General features: G+C 50.1%; 23 protein-coding genes and 1 pseudogene. 1 reads left to right on the top strand and 23 read right to left on the bottom strand.

All coding sequences use genetic code 11. The features are described 5' to 3' along the window. Window positions 1-9 precede the first annotated feature (9 nt). Together FHT67_RS06845 and FHT67_RS06840 are read right to left on the bottom strand one after the other, a co-directional pair. Window positions 10-483: a low molecular weight protein-tyrosine-phosphatase gene (locus FHT67_RS06845; protein WP_132305045.1), complete on the bottom strand. Its 474-nt coding sequence runs from the start codon at window positions 481-483 to the stop codon at window positions 10-12. Beyond that, a complete protein-coding gene (locus FHT67_RS06840) occupies window positions 480-1,103 on the bottom strand; it encodes a trimeric intracellular cation channel family protein (RefSeq protein ID WP_132305043.1) in 624 nt (207 codons plus the stop codon). The genes FHT67_RS06845 and FHT67_RS06840 overlap by 4 nt, the downstream gene beginning before the upstream one ends. A gap of 213 nt (window positions 1,104-1,316) precedes the next feature. Between FHT67_RS06840 and FHT67_RS06835 the strand changes: the two genes are divergently transcribed. Then, window positions 1,317-1,958: a thiamine diphosphokinase gene (locus tag FHT67_RS06835; RefSeq protein ID WP_167196675.1), complete on the top strand. Its 642-nt coding sequence runs from the start codon at window positions 1,317-1,319 to the stop codon at window positions 1,956-1,958. A 14-nt stretch (window positions 1,959-1,972) separates the two neighbouring features. Here FHT67_RS06835 and FHT67_RS06830 read toward each other — a convergent pair whose 3' ends face one another. From FHT67_RS06830 to FHT67_RS06735, 21 genes and pseudogenes are all read right to left on the bottom strand, one after another. Continuing rightward, the gene (locus FHT67_RS06830) at window positions 1,973-3,925 is read right to left on the bottom strand and encodes an endonuclease MutS2 (protein ID WP_167196672.1); all 1,953 of its coding nucleotides are present in this window, start codon (window positions 3,923-3,925) and stop codon (window positions 1,973-1,975) included. A gap of 422 nt (window positions 3,926-4,347) precedes the next feature. Then, window positions 4,348-5,130, bottom strand: coding sequence for an MBL fold metallo-hydrolase (locus FHT67_RS06825; protein WP_132305037.1), 783 nt, complete (start codon window positions 5,128-5,130; stop codon window positions 4,348-4,350). Continuing rightward, on the bottom strand, window positions 5,127-5,804 hold the full coding sequence (locus FHT67_RS06820; RefSeq protein WP_132305035.1) for a GNAT family N-acetyltransferase: 678 nt from the start codon (window positions 5,802-5,804) through the stop codon (window positions 5,127-5,129). The genes FHT67_RS06825 and FHT67_RS06820 overlap by 4 nt, the downstream gene beginning before the upstream one ends. Window positions 5,805-5,995: 191 nt before the next feature. Continuing rightward, on the bottom strand, window positions 5,996-6,655 hold the full coding sequence (locus FHT67_RS06815) for a GNAT family N-acetyltransferase (RefSeq protein WP_132305033.1): 660 nt from the start codon (window positions 6,653-6,655) through the stop codon (window positions 5,996-5,998). A gap of 27 nt (window positions 6,656-6,682) precedes the next feature. After that, window positions 6,683-7,543, bottom strand: a complete 861-nt coding sequence (locus FHT67_RS06810) for a carbon-nitrogen hydrolase family protein (RefSeq protein ID WP_132305031.1) — start codon at window positions 7,541-7,543, stop codon at window positions 6,683-6,685. Window positions 7,544-7,556: 13 nt separating this feature from the next. Then, complete coding sequence (locus FHT67_RS06805) at window positions 7,557-8,912, bottom strand: HAMP domain-containing sensor histidine kinase (protein ID WP_132305029.1); 1,356 nt, start codon at window positions 8,910-8,912, stop codon at window positions 7,557-7,559. Next, on the bottom strand, window positions 8,909-9,607 hold the full coding sequence (locus FHT67_RS06800; RefSeq protein ID WP_015844236.1) for a response regulator transcription factor: 699 nt from the start codon (window positions 9,605-9,607) through the stop codon (window positions 8,909-8,911). The genes FHT67_RS06805 and FHT67_RS06800 overlap by 4 nt, the downstream gene beginning before the upstream one ends. Before the next feature lie 78 nt (window positions 9,608-9,685). Next, window positions 9,686-11,284 carry a serine/threonine-protein kinase gene (locus FHT67_RS06795; RefSeq protein WP_167196669.1) on the bottom strand — a complete coding sequence of 533 codons (1,599 nt, stop codon included), beginning with the start codon at window positions 11,282-11,284 and terminating at the stop codon, window positions 9,686-9,688. Window positions 11,285-11,396: 112 nt separating this feature from the next. Beyond that, on the bottom strand, window positions 11,397-12,416 hold the full coding sequence (locus FHT67_RS06790; RefSeq protein WP_167196666.1) for an SAM-dependent methyltransferase: 1,020 nt from the start codon (window positions 12,414-12,416) through the stop codon (window positions 11,397-11,399). Window positions 12,417-12,460: 44 nt separating this feature from the next. Further along, on the bottom strand, window positions 12,461-12,796 hold the full coding sequence (locus FHT67_RS06785) for a cyclic-phosphate processing receiver domain-containing protein (protein ID WP_132305023.1): 336 nt from the start codon (window positions 12,794-12,796) through the stop codon (window positions 12,461-12,463). A gap of 3 nt (window positions 12,797-12,799) precedes the next feature. Next, window positions 12,800-13,630 (bottom strand): deoxyribonuclease IV, encoded by an 831-nt coding sequence (locus tag FHT67_RS06780; RefSeq protein ID WP_132305021.1) that lies wholly within the window; start codon window positions 13,628-13,630, stop codon window positions 12,800-12,802. A gap of 4 nt (window positions 13,631-13,634) precedes the next feature. Next, window positions 13,635-14,450, bottom strand: a complete 816-nt coding sequence (gene mutM, locus FHT67_RS06775) for a DNA-formamidopyrimidine glycosylase (protein ID WP_167196663.1) — start codon at window positions 14,448-14,450, stop codon at window positions 13,635-13,637. Window positions 14,451-14,489: 39 nt separating this feature from the next. Further along, complete coding sequence (locus FHT67_RS06770; protein WP_167196660.1) at window positions 14,490-15,302, bottom strand: TIGR01457 family HAD-type hydrolase; 813 nt, start codon at window positions 15,300-15,302, stop codon at window positions 14,490-14,492. Further along, window positions 15,299-16,606 (bottom strand): ribonuclease H-like domain-containing protein, encoded by a 1,308-nt coding sequence (locus tag FHT67_RS06765; RefSeq protein WP_167196657.1) that lies wholly within the window; start codon window positions 16,604-16,606, stop codon window positions 15,299-15,301. Before FHT67_RS06765 ends, FHT67_RS06770 begins: the two co-directional genes overlap by 4 nt. A gap of 39 nt (window positions 16,607-16,645) precedes the next feature. Then, a pseudogene (locus FHT67_RS06760) lies at window positions 16,646-17,101 on the bottom strand (Zn-binding domain-containing protein); the annotation flags it as partial. 26 nt (window positions 17,102-17,127) lie between these two features. After that, window positions 17,128-17,865 carry a hypothetical protein gene (locus FHT67_RS06755; protein ID WP_208403129.1) on the bottom strand — a complete coding sequence of 246 codons (738 nt, stop codon included), beginning with the start codon at window positions 17,863-17,865 and terminating at the stop codon, window positions 17,128-17,130. 58 nt (window positions 17,866-17,923) lie between these two features. Further along, on the bottom strand, window positions 17,924-18,730 hold the full coding sequence (locus tag FHT67_RS06750; protein ID WP_208403128.1) for a hypothetical protein: 807 nt from the start codon (window positions 18,728-18,730) through the stop codon (window positions 17,924-17,926). Window positions 18,731-18,761: 31 nt separating this feature from the next. After that, window positions 18,762-21,011: a DEAD/DEAH box helicase gene (locus FHT67_RS06745; RefSeq protein ID WP_167196648.1), complete on the bottom strand. Its 2,250-nt coding sequence runs from the start codon at window positions 21,009-21,011 to the stop codon at window positions 18,762-18,764. A gap of 73 nt (window positions 21,012-21,084) precedes the next feature. Further along, a complete protein-coding gene (locus tag FHT67_RS30640; RefSeq protein ID WP_481856677.1) occupies window positions 21,085-21,492 on the bottom strand; it encodes a YhjD family protein in 408 nt (135 codons plus the stop codon). Between the two features lie 140 nt (window positions 21,493-21,632). Next, window positions 21,633-22,403, bottom strand: coding sequence for a hypothetical protein (locus FHT67_RS06740; RefSeq protein ID WP_167196645.1), 771 nt, complete (start codon window positions 22,401-22,403; stop codon window positions 21,633-21,635). A 93-nt stretch (window positions 22,404-22,496) separates the two neighbouring features. Then, window positions 22,497-22,889, bottom strand: a complete 393-nt coding sequence (locus FHT67_RS06735; protein ID WP_208403127.1) for a hypothetical protein — start codon at window positions 22,887-22,889, stop codon at window positions 22,497-22,499. Between the last annotated feature and the right edge of the window lie 315 nt (window positions 22,890-23,204).

Genomic DNA, 23,204 nt, shown 5'->3' with positions numbered 1-23,204 from the left:
GCCGCGAACTTATTTAAGGTCGTTAACGATCTGATCGAGCAGCCGCTCGCAGCCTTCGGTTACAAGCTCGTACACGTAATCGAAATTGCCTGTGTAATAGGGATCCGGCACATCGTCTTCCGCGGCCTGCGGCAGCATGTCCATGAACTTGAAAATCCGTGCCGAGTGGGCAGCGTCTCCAATGATGCGTCGTACATCGGCTTCATTCTTCGTATCCATGCAGACGATATAATCGAACGCTTTGTCCTGGGCCGTAAACTGTCTTGCCTTCATCCCGGCATACGGAATGCCGTGAAGATCCAGCTGTTTGCGCGTCCCTTCATGAGGCGGCTTGCCGATGTGCCAATCCCCGGTTCCCGCGGAATCAATCTCGATGACATCCGTCAGCTTTCTTTTCTCTACCTGACTGCGAAACACGGCTTCCGCCATTGGCGAGCGGCAAATATTGCCGAGGCAAACAAACAATACGCGCGCTTTATTCATATAATGCCACCCTCCTTCTGTTTAAGCGATCTGCGGGGCAGTCTCCACTTATAATAAACCGACAGCATGCGGAACACGATAATAATAACAAACAGGAACAAAAGCTGCACGGTCGTATGGAACCAGCCTTCACCTACTGCCAGGCCTGCGAGCATCGCCCATACCGCATAGATTTCATCCTTCAGCACGAGCGGCTTTCTGCCTGCCAGAACGTCGCGGATAATGCCTCCCCCGATCCCGGTCAACATCGCGGCGACCAGCACGGCGCTGATCGGATGGTTCATTTCCGTTGCATACAACGCACCTTGAATAGCAAATGCGGATAAGCCGATGGCATCAAAAAACGCTTCGCTTTTTTTCCACTTGTTAATCCAGGATACCGGCAGCAGAAAAGCAATCGTCATGGCAATAACCGCGATTTCCAGAAGACTTCCTTGGTTCCATAACGTCGTAACCGGCCGGCCGATCAGCAGGTTTCTTATGACCCCGCCCCCAAACGCGGTTACAAGCCCCAGCACGAACACGCCTAGAATATCATACTCTTCTTCCATGGCAACGATCGCGCCGCTGACCGCAAAAGCAACCGTACCGATAATACTGAAAACGCCAAAGATGTCCAACTCCAAACTCCTCCGCTTCCATGATGACCGTCCATTCGCGCATGCTCCGCCACTCCTGTCGGTATGTCCTTCATCATTTTAGCCGCGGATATCCGGTTTGACAATTGCTACTTTTGCCACTTCTTCTTTCTTTTTTCTCAAATACCTAGTTTTATGCCCCGGATTCGCATTATACTGGCTTCAGCACTATGCAGGCAGAAAGGAAGATGAACCATGAACAACCGGATTATTATTTGTACGGGCGGCAGTTTGGGCGAATGGGTGCGTCCCTATATCCGTCCGGATGATCGGTTAATAGGAGCCGACCGCGGAGCTTTGTTCCTCGTTCAACATGGATACGCGCCGGATCTCGCGCTTGGCGATTTTGATTCCGTAACTACCGAGGAACTTGAGCTTATCCGTTCCGTCAGCCGGGAAACGGTCACTTACGATCCGATAGACAAGGACTACACGGATACCGAGCTTGCCTTTCGTTATGCGCTTGAGCAATCCCCTTCCGAGATCCGAATGCTCGGAGCACTGGGGAGCCGGTTCGACCATTCCCTCGCCAATGTCCACTTATTGAAGCTTGCAATCGAGCAAGGCATTTCGGCATCGATTACCGATGAGCATAATACGATTTCCCTTGCGGAGGAAGGAACTATCGAGCTGCATCAAAGCGAGTACAGCCATATTTCGCTCCTTCCGCTGTCCGAAGAGGTAACCGGAATTACGCTGCGCGGTTTTGTTTATCCGCTGCATGAAGCAACGCTGCGGATCGGCCAATCCCTCGGCATAAGCAATATTCTAGCTGATCCCGTTGGCACCTTGACCGTACGCACGGGCACCTTATTAGTTATTCAGAGTAAAGATTAACGGAGCGAAGCAACTTATTCCTCGGTTGCATCCGGCTTCGTCTCGATCGTTAAGCCCTCTACATACTTGCGGCCCATCAGCTTCCGCTTTTTCCGGTTCTCCTTCGTATTAAAGACGATATCCATATCATAGTCAGCGCCGGGATACAATTTCTCCCTGCTGATATAAGGCTTGATCCGTTTCCGGTTAAAGGCCATCTTCTTCCCCTGGACCTGAACGATTACTTGTCCCCGTTCATCCGCGGGTTGAAACACAATCCCGGCACGCTTCAGCGGGTAGATCCATACGGCATCTCCTTTGGAATAGGCTGGGGCAGCGTTTTTCTCCTTCGAGTTGTTCGTTTCTTCCGGCAGCTCTGCTCGCTCAGGCAGAGCCTGTCGTTCGACAACCGCTGTCTCATCCGCCCTAACTTCTTCGACCGCTTCATCCAGTCGGATCTCCACTCTTCCCTCCGCTAGCTTCTCGGCCCGCTGCATCACATGCTCGGGAAGGCCGAACCTTCTCGCAATAGCGAACGCATGACTCTCTCCAGCTTCTCCAACCTCCAATCGGTACAAAGGACGAAGCGTCTCCGAATCAAAGGCCATTCTGGCATTCATGCATCCGGTTGTTCTGGAAGCAAATTTCTTAATCTCGTTAAAATGCGTCGTCGCGCCCGTCAAAGCTCCGCGTTTCAGCAGTTCTTCCAGCACCGCAATGGATAAAGCGATTCCTTCGCCGGGATCGGTGCCCGCAGCCAGCTCATCCAGCAGAATAATCGTGCGTTCATCCGCAGAATGAAGCATCTCCTTCAGTACGGCGATATGCGAGGAAAAGGTGCTGAGCGACTGCTCCAGACTTTGTCCGTCCCCCACATCCGCCATAATATGATTAAAAACGCCAAACCGGCTTTGCGGGGACGCCGGCACTAGGAGGCCGGATTGCACAAGCAAGGCCAGCAGCCCAATGGTCTTCAGCGCTACCGTTTTGCCCCCCGTGTTCGGCCCCGTAATAATAAGCTGCTTCCACCCGATGCCCAGCTCCACGTTAAGGGGTTCGGCATGACCGCCAAGCAGCGGATGACGGGCTTCTACCAGCTTGATGACCGGCTCCTGGCTTAGCGTTACGGGTTGGCCGTCGTAGGAAAGCGAGAGTTTGCCTCTAGCCAGCATGAAGTCAAACGACGCCATCGCTTCCCGGTTTTGCAGCAGCTCGTATTTATACTGCTCCGCCTCGTCCGATAACCTGGATAAAATAATCGTCCGTTCCCGCTCCTCCTCCGCCGACCATTCCTGCCACTCCTGCTGCAGCTCCGCAACGTCAATCGGCTCAATAAACAAGGTCTGGCCGCTCGCCGATTCATCCCATACGGTACCGGGGACCAGCTTGCGGTGCTCCCGTTTAACCGAAATGACGGATCTTCCTCTCCGCCTGCTGATTATCGGATCCTGAAGCGCCGACTTGTATTTGGAGAGCGAAGCGTCCAGCTTCTTGTGAATGCGGTCTTCGATTACGATGAGATGACGCCGGATCGTCCCGAGATCGGGACTCGCTTGATCGGTCAGTCGGCCGTACCGGATGCAGCGGTCGAGCTCCTGCCTTAGATTCGGGCAGTCGTTCATCGAATCGGCGTAAGCCGCTATCGTAGGGGCGATCATCCGTTTATTGTTCATGTAACGCTTCATCTGTCCGATGGAAACAAGCCATGCCAGCAGCTGGTCAAGCTCTGCTTCCGTATAGATCCTACCTTTGCCCAGCAAGGCCAGGAATGGATCGATCCCTTCCATGGCGGAAAGCGGAACGCTTGCTCCGCTCGCGAGCAAGGCCGCCGCTTCCTCCGTCTCGTTCAGCCATGCCCGGATTTGTTTCGCATTAGTGCTCGGCTTGTGACGCTCTGCCAATAGCCGTCCTGCCGGGGATACGGTGTAACCGATCATCTTTTCCTTCAATTTGTCATATTCCAGTCTTTGAAATACGGCTTCGTTCATGTTTGGATGCTCCTTTAAAGGTTTTGGGCATAAAAAAAACAGGAATAGAACGCAGAAGCGTTCCGTCCCTGTAATTGGCTAGACCTATCCCATCATAGGCTCCGCAGCGCACAAAAAAACCGTGCTGCAAGAGCACGGGTGATTGGCCGCTGCCGAATAGCATTCAGGCGGAAATCCTCATGTCCTTAACTCATGGCATCGGTCCTTGTCTAAAGACGTCGCAATAGAAGCATGCATACGATGCAAATTTTGCACATGCGCGCCGTTCAAGCTCGTCTAACAAGACCGATCTATCCAATTAAGAGTTAAGAACACCAGCAAACATTAAAATTTCCCCTTTCGGACTAAGCAAAAAAGCTATGAAATAGCTAAATCCGTTAGCTATACAAATAATGTACGCTAACGGATTGCCGTTTGTCAATCTATATGCCTACAGATATTTCCATACCGGTTAGCGCAAAATCCGCATGGGAAGGCAGCGGATACTTTTTTCTCAAATCAATGTCATGCGACAGATGAGTAAACAGAGTCTTCTTCGGTCCCCATACGGGAAGGAGCTCCAGCGCCTCCGTCACATCGTAGACGGATCTTGTTTCGTAACGGAAGTTCTCCTTGTAAAAGCTTGTTCCGAGCACGAGAAGGTCAAGCCCGTGCAGCGGCTTCTGCTGTTCGTCCGTCAGCCCGATAGAATCGGAGCAATAAGCCCATGCGATGCCCGACTCCTTCTGGTCAAACCGAAAAGCATAAGCATAACCGTTCTTTCCGTGATTCACTTTCCAAGCCGATACCTCCCAGCTTCCGAAGGAACAAGGCCGATCAATGGGGATAAAAGATATATTCCGCCCCAGCCAAGGAAAACGCTGAAGGATCTCGGCGATGACTTCGGCAGGAGCGTACGCTTCTCCTTTGACTCCCAACCATCGGCAGGCGTCCGCCCATTCCGGCACCCCGCCAATATGATCGAAATGGGCATGCGTGACAAGAATGCGGTTCACGAACCGGAGCCCCGAAGCTTCCATTTGTTTGCTCCAATCCGGTCCGCAATCGATCATCATTGTACCAAAGTCTGGCGAATCCAGCTGGACAAGGGAACGGTAGCGGCGGTTGACGCCGCCTGTTCGTGCCTCGCCGCACACCTCGCAGTCGCAGTACACGCGGGGGACTCCCATCGCATCCCCTGTTCCCCGGAACGTAATGGCGATCATATCGGCAGCAGCTCGAGTTGGTCGCGTCCGCGAAGCCCTTCCACCATGTCGAGCCATTGCTGCGGCTTGTTAGGCAATGCCGAGTAATAGATCTCCAGGAATTGAACAACCAGAGCCGCAGGTATCGCAGCCATGTCTTCGTCCGCCGGCAGGAAACACAAATTAAGCCCTTCAACCGCTTCGCCGTTATGCTCCCAGGATGGATGAACGTAAGGGAAGTTAATCATTTTGTAGCCGATATGAGACAGTACTTCGCGACGTACGAACGGATTCATTGGCGTTACTCCGCCGAATTCATGCTCGCCGCTCTCGTATGGGTTGTAGATTTCGGCAAACATGCCGATTGGCGCCGTGCCGGATTCACGGGCTAGTCGTGCCAGGTCCTTCTCGCGGCTCCGCATGAGAAACCGGCCAATTCCTTTGTTCGCCACGCCGATAATCGTAAAGTCGGTCATCGCAACGCGAAGCGCCGGATAATAGCGGTATTCGGTCGATCCCACAACTTCGCCATTGTCTATTGCGACATAGACATGAATGCTAGGATCTTCGAGCGGTTCTTTCCAAAGCTCGTAGGCCAATACCTCTTCGGGAGGAAAAATGCGTTTGAGCAGCGCGTGAAGCGATGCGAAATAAAGATCGTTGATCGACGTAATGCGGTGGTAAACTAATGACATCAATAAACCTCCTACTGAGCTAATCGCACTATGAAAAAGCTTGGGCTTTCGGCCGCTGTTGTTTTTGAATGGTCTCTTAATTAAATTTCTAGAGGTAGACTTTCAAAAACAAAGGCGGACGCTACCGCTCCGAAAGCTCCAAGCTTTTTCGCCGTGCCATGGCTCAGAAATTATGTTTTAACCATGTAATTCTAGAGAAAAGGATTGCGCCATTCCATCAGAGCCGCGTAATTGCTGGACTCTTCGTCGTCCAGATAATCGGACGCGATTCCGACCGGCGTCCGGCCGCAGCGGAGAAGGAAGGTGATGACCGGATCCTTATAAATCCCCTTCATCACCTTGTCCAGGTATTGCTCCGGAGTTTCCTCCGCCGCGCACTTATGGTAGCCCGGCATTCTGCCCGCTCCGAGCAGGCGATTTAGCCGCAGGTGCACAACCGTTTCGTACATGGACTGCAGCAGCCATTTGCCGATACCCGCTTTCCGGTACGCCGGAATGACGCAAATGTCGGCAACGTATAGCGTATCCCCATTGGGATTGTGGTTGCGTATATAACCGCCGTCCGTAATCTGCTCCCAGCTATGCGATTCATGATAGTGATTCATATCTACGATAAGCCCGGTCATGGAGCCGATCACTTTGCCGCCAATCTCGCAGCATAGCGCGCCTTCAGGGAACCGGGCAATATGCTCGTTCAGCTGGTCTTCGCTCCACCACAGCTCCTCCGGATAAGGAGGCGGAAAGCATTCGCTCTGGACCGCAATCAAGCCTTGAAAATCTTCCTTCGTATACGTACGTATTATAGCTTCCGTTGGCACTCCGTCATGAATAACGTATAATTGCTTGCGCATTTCACGCCCTCCTTCCGCTGCCGCAGCTTATGCCCAGTCCGTGTACAGGTCCGTTCGGCGGTCTCTCCAAGTCGTTACCGAACCGGCAGCACGGACATCCTCCAGCAGCTTCAGGTCGAGATCCGCGACGATCAGCATGTCGTCGTTAATGACGCCTTCGCTCAGAATCCCGGCAGGCGGGAACGGTATGTCGTTAGGCGTGATCACCGCAGCCTGACCGTAGTTTGCGCGCATAAAGTCAACCTTGCGCAATGCCCCTACCGTACCAGTCGTTACAATGTACACCTGATTTTCCACCGCTCTTGCATGGCAGCAGTACCGGACGCGGTAGAAGCCATGACGGTCATCCGTGCAGGACGGGCAGAAAATAACGTCCGCGCCTTTGGCGCGCGCCATCCGGACGATCTCCGGGAATTCGATATCATAGCAGGTCAGCATGGCGATGGTGCCAAACGGCGTCTCGAACACCTGCAGACCGTCCCCCGGCGACATATTCCACTCGCTGACTTCGGTCGGCGTAAGATGAATCTTGGCCTGACGGTCAATCTTCCCGCCCGGATGGAACAGATGAGCCGTATTCTGACGCTTGCCGTTACCGGCGTCCACCACATGCGTTCCGCCAACGATATGCATGTTATATTCGGCGGCAAGAGAACGGAACAGGCTTTCATACCGCTCCGTAAATTCAGGCAGACGGTCGATCGGCAAGGCTTTGCCCGTACCGTCGCCTATCGATAACAGCTGGGTAGTCAGAAACTCCGGAAACAATATCATTTCGGTTCCGTATTCGGACGCGTTACGGACGTAATGCGTGACCTGCGCGGCAAAATCCTCAAACGATCCAATGTCTTCAAGCTTATATTGCACGGAGGCAACCCGGTATTTCAATGAACCTCTCCCCTTACTTTCTTTGTTTGAATTGAAGCGTGATCGTTGTACCGAGATCAGGCAAGCTGAACACGTCAATCTTGCCTTCGTGCAGATCCACGATACGCTTGGCAATCGACAGCCCAAGACCAGCTCCGCCGGTCGCGCGGCTCCTTGCCCCGTCTACGCGGTAGAAACGCTCGAACATGTGCGGAATTTCATTTTCCGGAATGCCGATCCCTTTATCCTTCACTTCAATCTTCACGATATTTTTCGCCACGCTGACGGAGACATCGATCGGCTCCTTGCTGTATTTGATCGCATTGTCCAGCAAGATGACAAGCAGCTGCTGGATTTTGTCCTTATCCCCAAACATTCGGACAGACCGCGACAAAGCCTTCACTCTTATGGGACGCTGGAAGGTTGTCTGGAGCATAACCGCAAGCTCCTCGACGACCAGCACCACATCGAACATCTCTTGATTCAGCCAATCCTCCTGCTCGGCTTCCGCCAGCATCAGCATCGACTTCGTTAAGGTTTGCAGCCTGCTTGCTTCTTTATCGATGGCTTCAATAGCCTCGTCGCGAATGCTCGCATCATCGCGTCCCCAGCGCTTCAGCATACCCGCATAACTGCTAATAACCGTGAGAGGGGTTTTGAGCTCGTGGGAGGCATCTGCAACAAATTGCTTTTGCCGCGCGAACGTTCGGTCAAGCCGGTCGATCATTTGGTTAAAAGCGCGAACCAGCTGCTGCAGCTCTGCCGACTCCTCGTGACTGGAAGGCTCGATTTTCCGCAGCTTGCCGCTTCTGTCGATCTCGCGCATCGTATTAATCATCTGCTGCATAGGCGAAGTGAGCCGCGAGGTGAACCAATATGTCCCGAAGATGGCGAACAGAATGGCTCCCGCACTGGTTACCGACAAGGCCGCAACCAGAATTTGCAGGTAATCGTCCAATTCATTCAGCACGCGGTTGATTTCCAGCATCGCAACCACGTTCGGCCCGTCATAAATCGGCACGCGCATGTACATGATGCGCTCGCTGCCTTTTTTGATCATTCCGGTATCATGATGGCCCTGGAAGGACGCCGGAAGATTGAGAAGCACGGGATCTGACCCGGTAATATTGACGATTTTGTTATCCGGCCTAATAATGCGTATCATTTCGTTGACATTGTAATATTCACTGAGCAAATCGGCGTCGTAAATGCCTTTGCCGTCCTGTATTTTCGGATTTTCCAGCATCAGATTCACTTTATTCCCAATTACGCGCTCTTCGCTCTCCGTCGTAATCTTGATGACATAGAAGTAGACAAAGATATTAAAGAGAATAAGAATAAAAATGAGCCAGAATATCGTAAAAAGCGTGAATCGTTTGCGAAGCGTCATGCGTCAGGCTCCTTTATCATATAGCCGACGCCCCTGACGGTATGAATCAGCTTATGACGGTAGCCCTTGTCCAGCTTTTGGCGCAAGTACCGGATATAGACGTCCACCAGGTTCGTTTCCCCGATAAAGTCATAGCCCCATACTTCCGATAAAATATCTTCCCGCGACTTCTCTTCGTTCTTGTTCTCGACCAGATAGACGAGAAGCTCGAACTCGCGCGGCGTCAGCTCGATTACGATTTCCTTGCGGTATACCTTGCGGGTACGCAGTTCAATCGTCAAGTCCCCAACCTTGATCAGGTCGGAGCCTTCGGATTCTTTCGGATACTGCTGGAAGATACGCAAAATGTTGCGGACGCGGGCAAGCAGCTCCTCCATCGCAAACGGCTTCGTAATATAGTCGTTGGCGCCATGCTCAAAGCCGCTGACCTTATCGGGCACCGTATCTCTTGCCGTCAGCAATATAACGGGAACCGGGTTGCCGGCCTGACGCAGACGCCGCAGCACTTCGATGCCGTTTAATTCGGGAAGCATCACATCTAGCAATACGAGCTCCCATTCTCCCGTTGACGCCATTTCGTAACCTGTCCGTCCGTCGGCAGCTGTACCGACCGTATATCCTTCATGCTCTAATTCAAGCTGTAAAATGCGGGAAATGCCCGCTTCGTCTTCCACTACCAGAACTCGTTCGTTCATTTGGGATTTCACCTGCTTCTAAATATGCTATGGACTCGTATTCATCATAAAGAAGGTTTATTTCAATTGCAAGCAAGGTCAGCCTCCAAACCTGACATAAGCTGCATTCCTTTGCGTTTCTTGCCCAATAAAATCAAGGATTGGCTTAAAAGCCTTCTCCAGAGGTTTACCGAGCCCTTTTGTATCCGTCGCCCATTTTCCGCGCCAAATAACATCCAGCCACTCGGTTGCGGGAAGCAGCGGAACAGCGGCAGCCGGGCGTTTGGGCATCATGCCGAGCCATTCGCTCCTGCCCGAAAATGGGGCATCCTTGTTGGCGATCCACTTCAGAGAGGCGCCGCGGGCTTCAAGCTTCCCGCTTAATTGCTCCAGCTCCAGAATCTGATTCGCCTTCCACCTCGAAGGATAGGGATCGGCTACGACAAGCACAAGGTCGGATTCAAGCAGCCAATCCTTGTGATGAGTGAACGCGCCGGAGGAAACATCGGTAACGGACACGGCGATATTCTTCATTCTCAATTTTAGCCAGAGCTTATCCAGCTCATCTCTATAATCCTCGGTAACCGGATGCTTCTGGGCATGCCACCATACCCCCTGCTCGTTCCAGCTATAATACCTTTCTTCCAGCTGATCTCGTCCTCTCATATTACTTCGAAGCAATGCTGCCCATTCAGGCCGTTCGGAAGGAAATTCAGCGGCAGCGCAAGGGATTCCGCCAGCGGCAAGCAGCTTTGCCAGGGTAATGGCCACAAACGTAGCTCCTGCTCCTGAAGAGACGGGAACGACGGCGATCCTCATCGCTCGGGCGCCTTCCGGATTGCCGCCTTGAATTCCCGGATAACGGACATGAACGTCTCTATTAGCTCCCATGCCGGCAAAAGCATGCAGCTCCCTCTCCACCTCGGCCATTGTATTGTACCGGTCCTCGATACGAGGCTGAACCATTCTCCACAGCAAATCGGCGAACCGGGTAGGTACATCTGCGCGCAGTCTCCGCATAAAGCCTACGCTCTGATTCATCCTCTCCGCAGGGTTCAAATAGCTTCCTCCGCTAAGCAAGTAATAGAGCAGCGCGCCAAATCCGTATATGTCGGTCCGAACCTCGCTTCGTCCCAGATGCTGCTCCGGAGCCGCAAAGCCCGGCGTTCCCAGCTTCATTGTCGTCAGCGTCTGCAGGACTGTTCTGGATTTGGCGATGCCAAAATCGATCAGCCGAACATGCCCGTTATGTTCAACCATTATATTAGACGGCTTAAGATCCCGATGAACGATCGGAGGAAACTGGCTGTGCAAATAGACAAGCGCCGAGCAAATCGGCAGGGCCAGCCGTAAAACTTCTCCAAATGAAAGCTCCCGGTTATGCCGGCTGAACAGCTCTCCCAGCGTCACCCCGTGAATATAGTCCATCACGATGGCTTCCGCTCCGTAATCGGTTAATGTGAAGCTGTCCATAATATGAGGCAGATTCGGATGATTAAGACGCATCAGCACTCTAGCTTCTTCGGAAGCCCTTTCCGAATCCGTCACTTTAATCGCGCGCAGCTTCCCTTGAAGCTTGGAATCCTCGGCAGCGTACACATCCCCCATCCCCCCGCTGCCAAGCTTCCCGACCAGCGTGTATCGCTCGCCGATCACCATTCCGGACTCGAGATGAATCAACCTTGCTTCATTTTGCATCCTAGCAACCCCCTTATGATTCGTTAAAAAAAATCCCGGCTTGAAACAAGAGTCCCCTTGGACTCCTGTTCAAACCGGGATGCTTTCCCTGTTGTATTCCGTTATATCACGCCTACCGCTTCTTTTCCAGGTATAACGTAATCTCCTCGCGGTTATGGAATAACTGCTTGGCGCGTTTAATGATAAATGCGGTAGAGAAGCGCTCCTTCACCTCGCGAATGGTCTGAAGCGGCTTTTTGTGCATCAGTTTTATCGTAATAATAGCCGAGGCATGAGATGCCAGCGATTCTTCCAAATCAAGCACCAGACGGCACATCTGCATAGGGCTCCAGCTCATATCGCAGACAAGCAGATCGAAGGAGCCCGGCTTGAACTTGACCTCCGAGGCGTTCCGTTTCAAGTACGTCAATGCCGGATGTCCGGCCAGCGACGGATGCATGTCTCCCGGATCGATCGCCGTTACCCGCAAACCCCGTTCAAGCAGCAGGGAGGTCCAGCCGCCGGGAGCCGCTCCAATGTCGATGGCATTGCTGAACGCGGAATAATCAAGCCCAAACTCCCGTTCCGCTTCAAGCAGCTTGAATTTGGCGCGCGAGATTTGTCCTTCCTCCCGCTGGAATCGGATCGCGCCTCCGGGCCAGTCGGACAGCATGTCCTCCGGCTTGCCAAAGCCGATATACAGCTCGCTTGCCGCAGCGTAAATAGCAATGATAATATCCGGTTGCTGGACGACGGGCTCCGCCTCCAGTTCCTCCAATACGGCATCCAGCACGGCTTTTGTGTCCGAAGCGGAATACGGAAAGGCCGTCTTGCTCGAGCGGCGCACATGAATGGCCACCTGCTTGTCCTCAAACAGCAGACGCGAACGTCTTATCGTCTCCGACAGCTCCTGCAGATCATCCGCATTGCCTTTGATCTCTGCCGTACGGTCAACTGGCTGCAGATGCCGCAGAAATATCGGCTTGTCCGCCTTAACAGCGGAGGCAACGTCTTCCGCAGACCTCTCACTGTCGAATAAAAAAGTTTCCCCGGCGGCCAGCTGCGTCACTTTTACGCCGTCTAGCAGCCGCCGAAGCTCTTCAATTGCATAGGGAGAATACCCCTGATTAGCCGTACCAATCCATCGGCTCACTTCAACACCTCCGTTGTTGCACCAACCCAAAAAAATATCTATTATCAGCTGCCGGCCGCAATTTCGTCAAGCAGCGAGTCCGGCATGGGTCCGTTCATGATCTTCATTTCAATCGGCGCATGGGACGACAGCATATGGTACATGTGCATTCTTCCCGCCGTGCTGGAGGTATGCAGATAGACTGCTTTCGGATAACGGGCGGATTCCACCATATGGCGGACAACCTCGTAACCCGTCGGCTCGTTCCAGCCGAGATCATAGTCCAGCGACAAGATATCTATGGCTTCGGAATCGATCAAAAGCTTGCATTCCTCCGCATTCCGGGCGAGCACGAAACCTTTTGGACAAGGGCGGTAGTCATCCAGATATACATGTATCATTGTTCATGTCCCCCATTCGCGCATCAGGTTTAATTGCCTTTCGTAAGTACCGTCTTCATCTGAAGGCGTTTCCAGTATAAAAGGAACGCCCGCAAGCGCTGGCACGGACATCAGCCACTTCAGCCCTTCTTCGCCGATATGCCCGCTCCCAAGCGCCGCATGCCGGTCCCTCCGCGCACCGGCCGCAAACATCGAGTCATTGAAGTGCACAACCGCCACATGCTCCAGTACTCCTAATGAGACGGCTTTCTTCAGCCATTCCGCATCCGTCTCCCCATGCCACAAGCCGCTCGCGAACATATGGCAGGTGTCCAGACAAAAAGCCAGCTTCGCCGGCTCCGCGCATAATCCCCGGATTTGGGCCAGCTCCTCGATCGTTGTCCCCATAAACGTATGCTCCCCCGATTGAATCTCGATCAGCAGCTTGGCATTTCCGTTCCACCGGCTCGTCACTTCATTCAGCGATTGAATAATGGATTGGTAGCCGGCAAGCGGCTCTTTCCCCTTATACACGCCAAAATGAACGACAACGCCAATCGAGCCGCAGCTGTTAGCAATATCCAGGTCATTAAGCAGCGAATCTACGGTGCGTTGGCGGACGTCCTCCCGTTCCGAAGCAAGATTTGTCGGATAGGGGGAATGTGCGACGGTCAATATATCGTGCTGCCTGCACAGCTCCGCGCAGCGCTCGGCCTCTCTCCCGTCGAAGGCTTTAAGTCCAAGGCTGCGGGGGTTTTTCGGAAAATACTGAAAAGCATTGATGCCGCCCGAATAGGCGGCTTTGGCGGCGGAGGCGTAACCTTCTTTTATGCTGAGATGACGGCCGATGTACATTGCTCTACTGTTCCTTCTGGCAGACCGGGCACGCGAAAGCTTTGCGCGACGAAATCTCGAACTGCTCGATCGCCGTGCCGCATGCATAGCATGGTTCGCCGCCGCGGTCATAGACCTGACAGTGATCGTTGAAACCACCGGTAACGGTATCGCCTGCCGTCAAAGGCTGCTCCATGTAGCCACCCTTTGAAATCGCTTCCTTTAACACACTATGCATCGATTCATAGACTCGTTCCCATGTATCGTCTGTCAAGGAAGGAATTTTTGCGTCGGGACGGATTTTTGCCGCGAAAGCAATCTCGTCCGCATAGCAGTTGCCGATGCCGGACAATACATGCTGGTCCACAAGGGCGGTTTTGAGCGCGCCTCTCTTCTTAGCGAAGCGTGCTTTAAAACGTTCAAGCGTCAATCTTTTATCGAACGGATCCGGTCCCAGCTCGGAGAGCTTCGCATCCGCTTCCTTCACGGACATAAAATGCAAATAGCCCAGCCGCAGGCCGATAAAATACAAATTGCCCTTCGCAAAGCGAATCGTTACCTGTACCGTCCGGTCAGGACGCTCTTCATCGCTGCCGAAAAACAACGTGCCTCCAAGCATCAGATGAAGCACGAGACGCTTGCCGTTGTCGAGGTGGAATAACAGATGTTTGCCTCTGCGTTCCACAAACCATACGGTCCGGCCAACCAATTCGGCTTGAAATTGCTCGGCATTAATGTTGATCGATTTATCGCGGGTAACTTCCGTGCCCGTAATCGGGGAGCCGATAATCAGCTCCGACAATCGTAATCGGTAATGCTCCATTTCCGGTAGTTCCGGCATTCCAGTTCGCTTCCTTCCTGTCCGCTCTATTGCTTTCACTTATATCCCGATTGAGGAGGAAATATACGAGATCAGCTTATGTAAATCGTCACAAACCACATCAGGCCTGCAGCCTGCGCGCTCTGCATAGTAGTCCAGGTTATCCTTTGTCGTCAATCCGGTTAACACAAGGATGGTTCCGCAGCCCGAGGCATGCCCGGCCGCAATATCCGTTGCCATATTGTCGCCGATTACCCAGGTCTCGGCAGCAGGCAGACCAATCTGGCTAAGCGAATAATCCATCAAAATTTTCGACGGTTTACCGATCAAGATAGGCTCCTTGCCGCCGGCTGCAGTCAGCATAGCGCCAATCGAACCGGCGCCGGGGTATAAGCCGCCTTCACCGGGCAGCAGCAAATCCGGATTGGTTAACACGAATTCGGCTCCCTGATGAATCGAACGGACGGCTCTTGTCAGCTGGTCGTAAGAAAGCTGCCGGTCCAGTCCCTGAAGGACAAAATCCGGCTGCTCTTCCGCTATTCTTAAACCCGCTGCTTCTACGGCTTCGATCAGCCCGCTCTCGCCAATGACGAGTACGGAGGCGCCGGGCTTACGATTTGCTATGTACTGCGCCGCAGCCTGTGCGGAGGTGCATACCTCGCGGGGCTCGGCCTCAATTCCCATCTTCAGAAGCCGCTCGGCAACCGCTTCCGGGGAAACGGTCGAATTATTAGTCACGAAGCGGTACGGCAGCTTCCATTCCCGGAGCCGGCGGATAAGAATATCCGCTCCGTCAATTCGATGGGTGCCATGATATAAGGTGCCGTCCAGATCAAGGAGCAGGCCCTTCATAGGCGCTGGTTGTTCATTCATTCTGCAAGCTTCCTTCCCGTCTTGCGCAGAAGCCGCTCCCTCCGCTTGCGAAGGCCATCGATTTCGGCGCGGCGCTTCGCGTCTCTCCTGCCGAGAGGATCGCTAAGCGCCAATTCCAATGCTTCTGTCACATATGATAAAGCTGATTCATATTCCTTCAGCTTATGTTCGTAATACATGGCAAGCTCAACGCTTGCATTCATGCCAGCCGATCCGTTCTGAACCGACTGCTTCACAGCCTTCTGCCACAATAACACAGCTCGCTGCCAATTTCCAGCTTTCTTGTCTCTTGCGGCCAGCATGTTCAGCGTGGAGGCGGCAGTACGTTCAGCTCCAAGCGCAGCCTCAAACATTTGCTCCGCCCTAGCGCCATGCCCCATTTTCTCCAACCATAAGCCCGTTCGAATGAGCTCCTCCGCCTCCTCGGGCATCGGAAGCCGGCAGCCGCCTTCAATAGACCCGTTAAGGAGATGGCCAAACCGTATCGATAGGCAAACAAGCGACAGCATATCGATCTCGTTATGCTGGTATACCCCTCTTAACGGCTCCGGATTGCCGTCGGCCAGAAACTGAAAGTACAGCTGCGGCGCCAGAGAGCCCGGAACGTCGTCGATCCGCTCTATTCCGAGCCGTTCCTCTTCGACATGGCTGAGTCGCAGCGACGCCAGCGTGTTTTTCCATATGCTGCGGGAGGGATGCAGAAAATCAAGATGAAGCGGCTCCCACAGCTTCCGGTTATACCCGTTCAAAATGAACCGAGTCTGCATAACCGGCCAGTCAAAGGTTTTGCCGTTATAACTGACGAGATAACGAAAGCTGCCAAGTTTATTGTTCAGATAGTACAGCATCGCGCGCTCTTCGGCGGGATGGCGGATAACCGCCTGCTCCACGATCAGCTCCGTGCCCGCCCAATAGGCCAGACCCACCATAAACGGTACATTGCCGGTTCCGACGCCTAGTCCCGTAGTCTCCAGATCGAGATAGAGCAGCTGCTCGGCTTCAATCGGCGCCTCATGAAATGCCTTCAACCCGGTCGACGCCTCAGGCAGCTCTCCAAGGCAATGAATGCCATGCTGGTGATCTGCAGGGTAAACAAGCCTTCGGATAAGAAAGCTGCCCGCTTCATTATGGAGCAGCTTGACGCCCATGGACGACCATTCTTCCGACAAGGTCTCGAGATGATCGACAGCTGCGGCAGGCTGCGGCGGCTCTGTCGCTTGAACGGCTGCGGCCGTATCATTGGAAGGAGGCGCCGAGCCGCCGCTTCCGCGAAGCCGGTTCATTTTATCACGCAGACTGCTCAAAGTTCGCCCTCCCTCCTTTCCTTGAATCAGCATGCAGATTTATAACAGCGATAAGAGCTGTACGCTTTTCTGCTTCCCGTTGATCCCTTCGATTTCGTTTCCGATACATGATGGACATCCATCCTTGCATGAGCATTTTTTGATGAGATTGGCGGCAGCCTGCTTGACATCGTCAAACCGTTTGTACACGTCGTCGGCAAGTCCGATTCCGCCAGGGTAATGATCATAAATAAAGATCGTCGGCAGACCCGTATGAGCAGCCTTGATCTGAGAAGTAACATGTACGTCGCTCCGGTCGCACATCACCATCACAGGCACGATGTGCTGAATGACGTTGGCGATGCCTAACAGCAGCTGTTCCAGAACCTTGGTCCCCAGCTCCGGATCGGTATCCTTCAGCTCAAGCCAGGTTGCGCGGGTATGGAGCTCCTGCTCGGGCAGATGGATGGGCCCGGATCCGATGTTTTCGAACGTGGTAAGCTTGATTTTAATGAACCATAGTATAGAACCATGAACTCACCTTATGGTAACCCTATATCTCCCGGAACAAATACAGTATCCCACTTATCATCTAACAAGTTAGGATTACAATCAAAGATCTCTTTAAAGAAATAACCAATTGCATATATGGTTTCTTTACAAAAATCAAATAGTAAGTAAAAACGCTCTTCTGTAAAAATAATGTCACTTCGACTCAGTGTACGTGTATAACCTAACAATTCATTAGTTAGCTTTGTTATGTCATTTGTAATATTTAAAGTCGGAAGTAACTTTGAAACTTTTTCATCTATTTCCCCATAACTGTGAATTAGTGAATTTCTTAATGTATTGCAACTTTTAAGAAACGACCAATTAGTTGAGTTATCTGGGAAGTTTAATTTCGCAACATACTTTAAATACTTTTGCATCCTTTCCATTGTGCTTCCACCTTGAATATCTCTCAAGTTGAGTGTCAAGTTATCTCTTTCCTTCAAAAGCTTACAGAGTTTTGTCAGCGTGTGTTCAAAAAATGCGAATGTGGATAAAAATAAAGAATTCCTAAATGTAACAGGAAACCAACTCATTTCTGTAGACATACTGTAGTCATCATACTCTTCACCTTCATGCTCAAAAACGTACCTAGAATCAATAATTAATTTCTTAATTTCTTCTTCTTGAACATTTCTATAATTTAAAAGCTGTTTAAGGCTTTCATTTATTTCGACCTTTAATCGACCTAGCTGGCTTAGACTACCCACTTTTCCCTCTCCATTCTTCACATGGATACATTAATGAACTTCATTGTACTTTATTTAGAAATTTCAAGCACATACATACTTAATGTCTGATAGGGAACTTCATTATTAATTTTTTAGAAATGTGATCTCCTATATGCAACAGAATATCGAAGATATCCTGCATACTATCGGCAGTGATAATTAATCTTTGGCCAACAACGTATGGTTCATCTCCAAGCATGGGCTCTTCATTATTGATTTTTTCAATAAACTTTTCATTTACTATTCCTTTGTTATGTACAAATAAATTACGAATTAATGTTAGTTCCAAAAGCCCTTCAATCATTCCGGGTTTAAATTCGAAGTCCACATTAAACTCCTTTTTTATATAATCAATCATCTCTGTGAGGTTTCCGTAAGACAAATTAATAATCTTCTCTCTAATAATTTGCTCTTTGAGTTCTTCAAGTGAATCAACTTTAAGGAGCCTACTCAGTTCTATTTTCTCCTTCTTTTCAAATAAATGGTGCGGATACATGTTAAGAAGATACTCCAATATCTCCTTTATATAATGTTCGAAAATGCTAATACAATTTTTCAAAGTATTTGTGCTGCTTAAATTATAGATTGAGTCATTGCTTTCCGTATCTCCTAAAATTTGAATTAAGCCCTCATAAGTAATTGGTTCATCGTCACCCACTTGAAGAAACGGTTCAGATTTGTGTTTGTTAAAAATCACTGTCATGTAATTATTACTAACTTCAAAGAGCCTGACCGTAATTCCAAAAGTTCTAATTTCGTTTTTCATATCAATGAAAAAATTGTCTCTAATAATTTCCAATGCATCTTCTACGTAAGTAGCCATTTTTTGAATTCCAATCCCTTCGACTATGGTGTAAGTCACCATTATTTTAATGAACAGATACAGAAACTTGCATTTATAATCCCTCTATTAGATGAAGGGATTTTTTCTTTGCGTCCATTCCTTCAATTTCAGTACCGATACACGAAGGGCATCCGTCCTCGCATGGGCAGCGTCGAATTAAATTCATAGCGGCTTCTTTTATTTCGTCGAATCGCTTATAGACGCTTTCCGCAAGGCCGATTCCTCCAGGGTAATGGTCGTATATAAAGATCGTCGGCAGTTGCGAATGCTCGGCCCGTATTTGTGAAACGACGTGAATGTCGTTACGGTCGCACATAACATGAATAGGGACAATATGCCGTATGACATTGGATATACCCATTAGCAACTGTTCCAGGGTTTTTGTCTCCAGCTCCGGATCCGCCTCCTTTATTTCGATCCAGGTAGCACTGGTATGCAGTTCTTCTTCGGGTAGTTTTATGGGGCCGTATCCTATGTTTTCGAAACTCGTTAGACGAATTTTTTTAAACATTGTTGCCATAACATTTACGGCGACGTCTCCATAGTTAAGCGTCGTTGTCCGCTTGTGTTCGGTCCGATCTTTCGAAAGGACTTTAAGCTTAACGGCCAGGTTTGCGTCCGTGTAGTATTCTACGTCCACTTCTCTTACGTAAGCCTTCTTATGATCCCAATCCAGCTTTTCCACCTGGAATTGAACGCCCTCATGCAGGTAAATGGCTTCGTCGTGTAACAGGGTCATAGCACTAAATCGGTCCATTTCCCCGATTATTCTTACGTTCGCTACGTCCGACTGGTCGATTATTACGACGTTTTCCTGGGCTGCAGAACGTAGGCTGACTTCGTGAGCTGGGAAGGATTGATTCGCCCAGTAGAACGTGTCCCCAGCGTGAGTAAGTACCCTTTCCTCTACCAGGTATTCCAGTATGTCGTGTATATCCAGCGGCCCGAATTCTTCGCCTTTTTTAAATGGCAGCTCATAGGCTGCGCAGCGCATATGGTCTACCAGGATAAGCAAGTTTTCCGGGTTAATACGCGCAGACTCCGGGGAACGTTCGAAGAAATATTCCGGGTTCTGGACTACGTACTGGTCGATCGGCGTATTACTTGCGACCATGATAACCAGGGCTTCGCCATGCCGGCGACCTGCCCGGCCGGCTTGCTGCCAGGTGCTGGCTACGCTTCCCGGATAACCGGACATGATACAGACCTGCAGCTGGCCAATGTCTACGCCTAATTCCAGGGCGTTGGTGCTTACGACGCCCAGAATATCCCCGTTACGTAGCCCCCGTTCGATCTCCCGTCGCTGGTTCGGCAGGTATCCGCCCCGGTATCCCCTTATGGATTTTGTGCCCAGCTCATTTTTTACGATCTCCTGCAGGCGGCTTAAGATTAATTCCACCCTAACCCGGCTGCGGGCAAAAACAATCGTCTGGACTTTATTCGAAAGAAATTCCTTCGCCAGGTGGTTTACCTCTACCGTCGCGCTTTTCCGTAGGTTCAGCGGCTTATTAACGATAGGCGGGTTATAGAATACGAAGTGTTTCCTTCCCCTGGGCGCGCCGTTGTCGTCGATCAGTCGCATAGGTTTTCCGGTCAACTGTTCGGCCAGTTCCCTGGGGTTGGCTATGGTTGCCGACGTACAGATAAATAGTGGGTCGCTTCCGTAGAATCTGCAGATACGTTGCAGCCGGCGAATAACGTTCGCAACGTGGCTGCCGAAAACGCCGCGGTAAGTATGCAGCTCGTCAATGACTATAAACTTAAGATTGCTAAACAAGCTAACCCATTTCGTGTGGTGCGGTAGGATTGCCGAATGCAGCATATCGGGGTTCGTGATTACGATATGTCCGACGTTCTTTACGATCTGCCGAATAGCTGGGGAAGTATCGCCGTCGTAGGTAAAACTTTTAATGTCTACGCCCATTTCGGCTATGATCTCGTTTAACTCGCTTTTTTGATCCTGGGCCAGGGCCTTCGTGGGGAATAAGTACAGTGCTCGGCTGGCATCGTCTTCTGCTATCGCCTGCAGGACTGGCAAATTATAGCACAGCGTTTTCCCTGAAGCCGTCGGAGTTACAGCTACGACGTTTTCGCCCCGGCGGATCGTCTCGTAAGCGGTATGCTGGTGACTGTACAGCTGTTCAATGCCTCGCTTTGTCAATGCCCCTTTTATCCTGGGGTCTACGCTTTCGGGCATAGGTTTACTTTTTGCTTCTATAGGTTCGACTTCGTGCCAGTTAATCACGTTTTCGCTGCTTCTTAAGTCTTGTATCAGTTCAGTAAGTTGCTTTCTTCTTCTCATTTTGGGTTCTCTCCCGTATAGAACTAGCGTTCTCGTAATTATACAGCCCAAACGCAAAAGAAAAAAGCCCAGTTTATGGGCTTTTCGTTTTAAGTAGTTCTGCTATTTCGGCTTTATGCTTTCCTAATCGAATACCCATTTCCGATCTGACAAGTGTTTTCCACAGTCCGAATTCTTCGCAGTAGCCACGTAACCGGAATTCGAAGTGGAATGTTGCAGCGTCGTGGCGGTCTAACTGGTTCACTTTGCATTTAATTCGGTTTAGTTCCTTCCTAATATGTGTTAGGTCCGCATGGATCCGATCTAGCAGAACGTCTACGATCAATGTATAAAACGGCTTTAACGTGGAATCCATATACTCCAGGTCCTGCCTATTCTTAGCTACTAGGTCCATGAGTAGCGGTAGCATGCAAAATTCTCGAATTAGTTCTAGTTCTTCTTTGGTCGGTACCGCCGGTTTTTGTCCGTCCAATTTAACCACCTCATAGGTGATTATACAGCGAACAAATGTTCCTAATCAAGTACTGACATTTACTAAGGTAATATGGTCAGGATGTCAAAATTGCTAAGATATCCACCTATAGAACCATACTAAAGGGCAGTGACTTATAATCAAATTCATTAATTAACATGATATCCAAAAGCATTACCAACTCTTACAAATTTAATCAAATTACTATTTTTAGACAATTCTCCTAATGCCTTGATTACATGACTCTTAATTCTTCTATGATTCATATACCTTATTTCTTCATTTCTCTTTACAATAGCAGCAGTTATGTTGATTATGCTTATACTATCACCTGATTTGCAGTGATCTTGAATATAGTCTTTTACTGCTAAAAGAACTCTCTGGTATTCTAGGGTCGATGCCATTTCTGGAGCTTCATATAGAGATAAATACTCTTTTGTAGTTACTTCATTTTTAACATCATTCTCAATCTCCTCAGGTATATCAACTTGTTTTTCCTTCAACTTATTAATAACATCATTTGTTAATATATCTTTTTGCTCTTCGAGAAGGGTGTGGATTTGTGCAATATCTGATTTAGAATCTGCTCTGAATGAATAAAACTCGTCCTTAATCGAGCGCAATTCGTCTTTAATCTCAGTAAGTTCTTCTATTTTATCGTTAATTTTCATGAGAGTATTCTGTAATTGTCCTGACTGTTTGGAAGAATCCTGAGATTGAAAAAATGCGTAAACTATCGCAACTAAAGCTAATAGAATCGACGAAATACTTGATACAAGTGAAATTTGATTAATCACATCTTGTGAATTCTTAAACTTCCAGGTTAATGCTCCGGTTATCAGTAATATTAAATCAAAAATGATAAACCAATAAATAAGCTCTCTTTTTGTGATACTGTCCATAAACCCTTTCTTCTCCACAACCCATTCCTCCACTTTTTTACATTACGATATAGAGCAAGATTATCCCATGAGTAATATCTCGTCAACTTTACATTTTTATTTAATGATTGACTATTGGGGTCCTACCTCGAATACCGCCTTTCTACAGTAACGGCATTTCTTGCAGTCTACCGCGTCCACGCTTTGCCATGTGATGGATTCCTGGTCAATCGTACCGGCCAAGCTGCAGCCGGTGCCGTTCTTGCTGTCATGTTCGTACAGGTGGATCTGTGGCCGGCCGATATAGCGGACCGTCTGTACCAGATTCCGTGGCAGTTCAACTTCCGCCGGTAGCGTAGCGTCCGCCGCGTGGATCTCTCCCAGGTAACTGCTTACCATTTCTAAAGCGTTCGGGTAATCCTTCGCCAGTATTTCGATTGCCTGGCTGGCGCGCTCTGGGTATTTCTCAGCGTATGCCTTGTGCATTTCCTCCAACAGTTGGCGCTGGCTAGATCCTGGCCCCATGATATGGGCTTGCGCTGCAAGCAACTGCTTAAGCGAAGGTAGAATTTTTGTGCTGTATACTTCGGACTTTTCCCCGACCGCCAGGCGTGTACCTTTTCCCATGTGTTTTTCGTTCCCTTCGATTCGTTATCTGTATGTAATATTAACTACAGGTAACAGTATAGGCGAACGTTACATAGAAGTAAAGACTTTGCCAGAACGAAAAATATATAAAATTCGTCCGAATTAGATAGGGGGTACCTTTGAGTAAAAATTTTTCAGAAGAACAAAAAAAAGAAAAAGTACCCCTCCTTAAATTCGGGGTACTCTTATATA

This window comes from Paenibacillus sp. BK720 (assembly GCF_011761545.1).
Classification (GTDB): domain Bacteria; phylum Bacillota; class Bacilli; order Paenibacillales; family Paenibacillaceae; genus Pristimantibacillus.
Note: the sequence above shows the minus strand (reverse complement) of the source record. Positions and strands in the feature narration are given on the sequence as shown.

Bases quoted from the DNA above. Each gene is read 5' to 3' on its own strand.
- FHT67_RS06845 (WP_132305045.1), bottom strand. From the start codon at position 483: ATGAATAAAGCGCGCGTATTGTTTGTTTGCCTCGGCAATATTTGCCGC.
- FHT67_RS06835 (WP_167196675.1), top strand. From the start codon at position 1,317: ATGAACAACCGGATTATTATTTGTACGGGCGGCAGTTTGGGCGAATGG.
- FHT67_RS06830 (WP_167196672.1), bottom strand. From the start codon at position 3,925: ATGAACGAAGCCGTATTTCAAAGACTGGAATATGACAAATTGAAGGAA.
- FHT67_RS06825 (WP_132305037.1), bottom strand. From the start codon at position 5,130: ATGATCGCCATTACGTTCCGGGGAACAGGGGATGCGATGGGAGTCCCC.
- FHT67_RS06820 (WP_132305035.1), bottom strand. From the start codon at position 5,804: ATGTCATTAGTTTACCACCGCATTACGTCGATCAACGATCTTTATTTC.
- FHT67_RS06815 (WP_132305033.1), bottom strand. From the start codon at position 6,655: ATGCGCAAGCAATTATACGTTATTCATGACGGAGTGCCAACGGAAGCT.
- FHT67_RS06805 (WP_132305029.1), bottom strand. From the start codon at position 8,912: ATGACGCTTCGCAAACGATTCACGCTTTTTACGATATTCTGGCTCATT.
- FHT67_RS06800 (WP_015844236.1), bottom strand. From the start codon at position 9,607: ATGAACGAACGAGTTCTGGTAGTGGAAGACGAAGCGGGCATTTCCCGC.
- FHT67_RS06795 (WP_167196669.1), bottom strand. From the start codon at position 11,284: ATGCAAAATGAAGCAAGGTTGATTCATCTCGAGTCCGGAATGGTGATC.
- FHT67_RS06785 (WP_132305023.1), bottom strand. From the start codon at position 12,796: ATGATACATGTATATCTGGATGACTACCGCCCTTGTCCAAAAGGTTTC.
- FHT67_RS06780 (WP_132305021.1), bottom strand. From the start codon at position 13,630: ATGTACATCGGCCGTCATCTCAGCATAAAAGAAGGTTACGCCTCCGCC.
- mutM (WP_167196663.1), bottom strand. From the start codon at position 14,450: ATGCCGGAACTACCGGAAATGGAGCATTACCGATTACGATTGTCGGAG.
- FHT67_RS06770 (WP_167196660.1), bottom strand. From the start codon at position 15,302: ATGAATGAACAACCAGCGCCTATGAAGGGCCTGCTCCTTGATCTGGAC.
- FHT67_RS06750 (WP_208403128.1), bottom strand. From the start codon at position 18,730: ATGGTGACTTACACCATAGTCGAAGGGATTGGAATTCAAAAAATGGCT.
- FHT67_RS06745 (WP_167196648.1), bottom strand. From the start codon at position 21,011: ATGAGAAGAAGAAAGCAACTTACTGAACTGATACAAGACTTAAGAAGC.
- FHT67_RS06735 (WP_208403127.1), bottom strand. From the start codon at position 22,889: ATGGGGCCAGGATCTAGCCAGCGCCAACTGTTGGAGGAAATGCACAAG.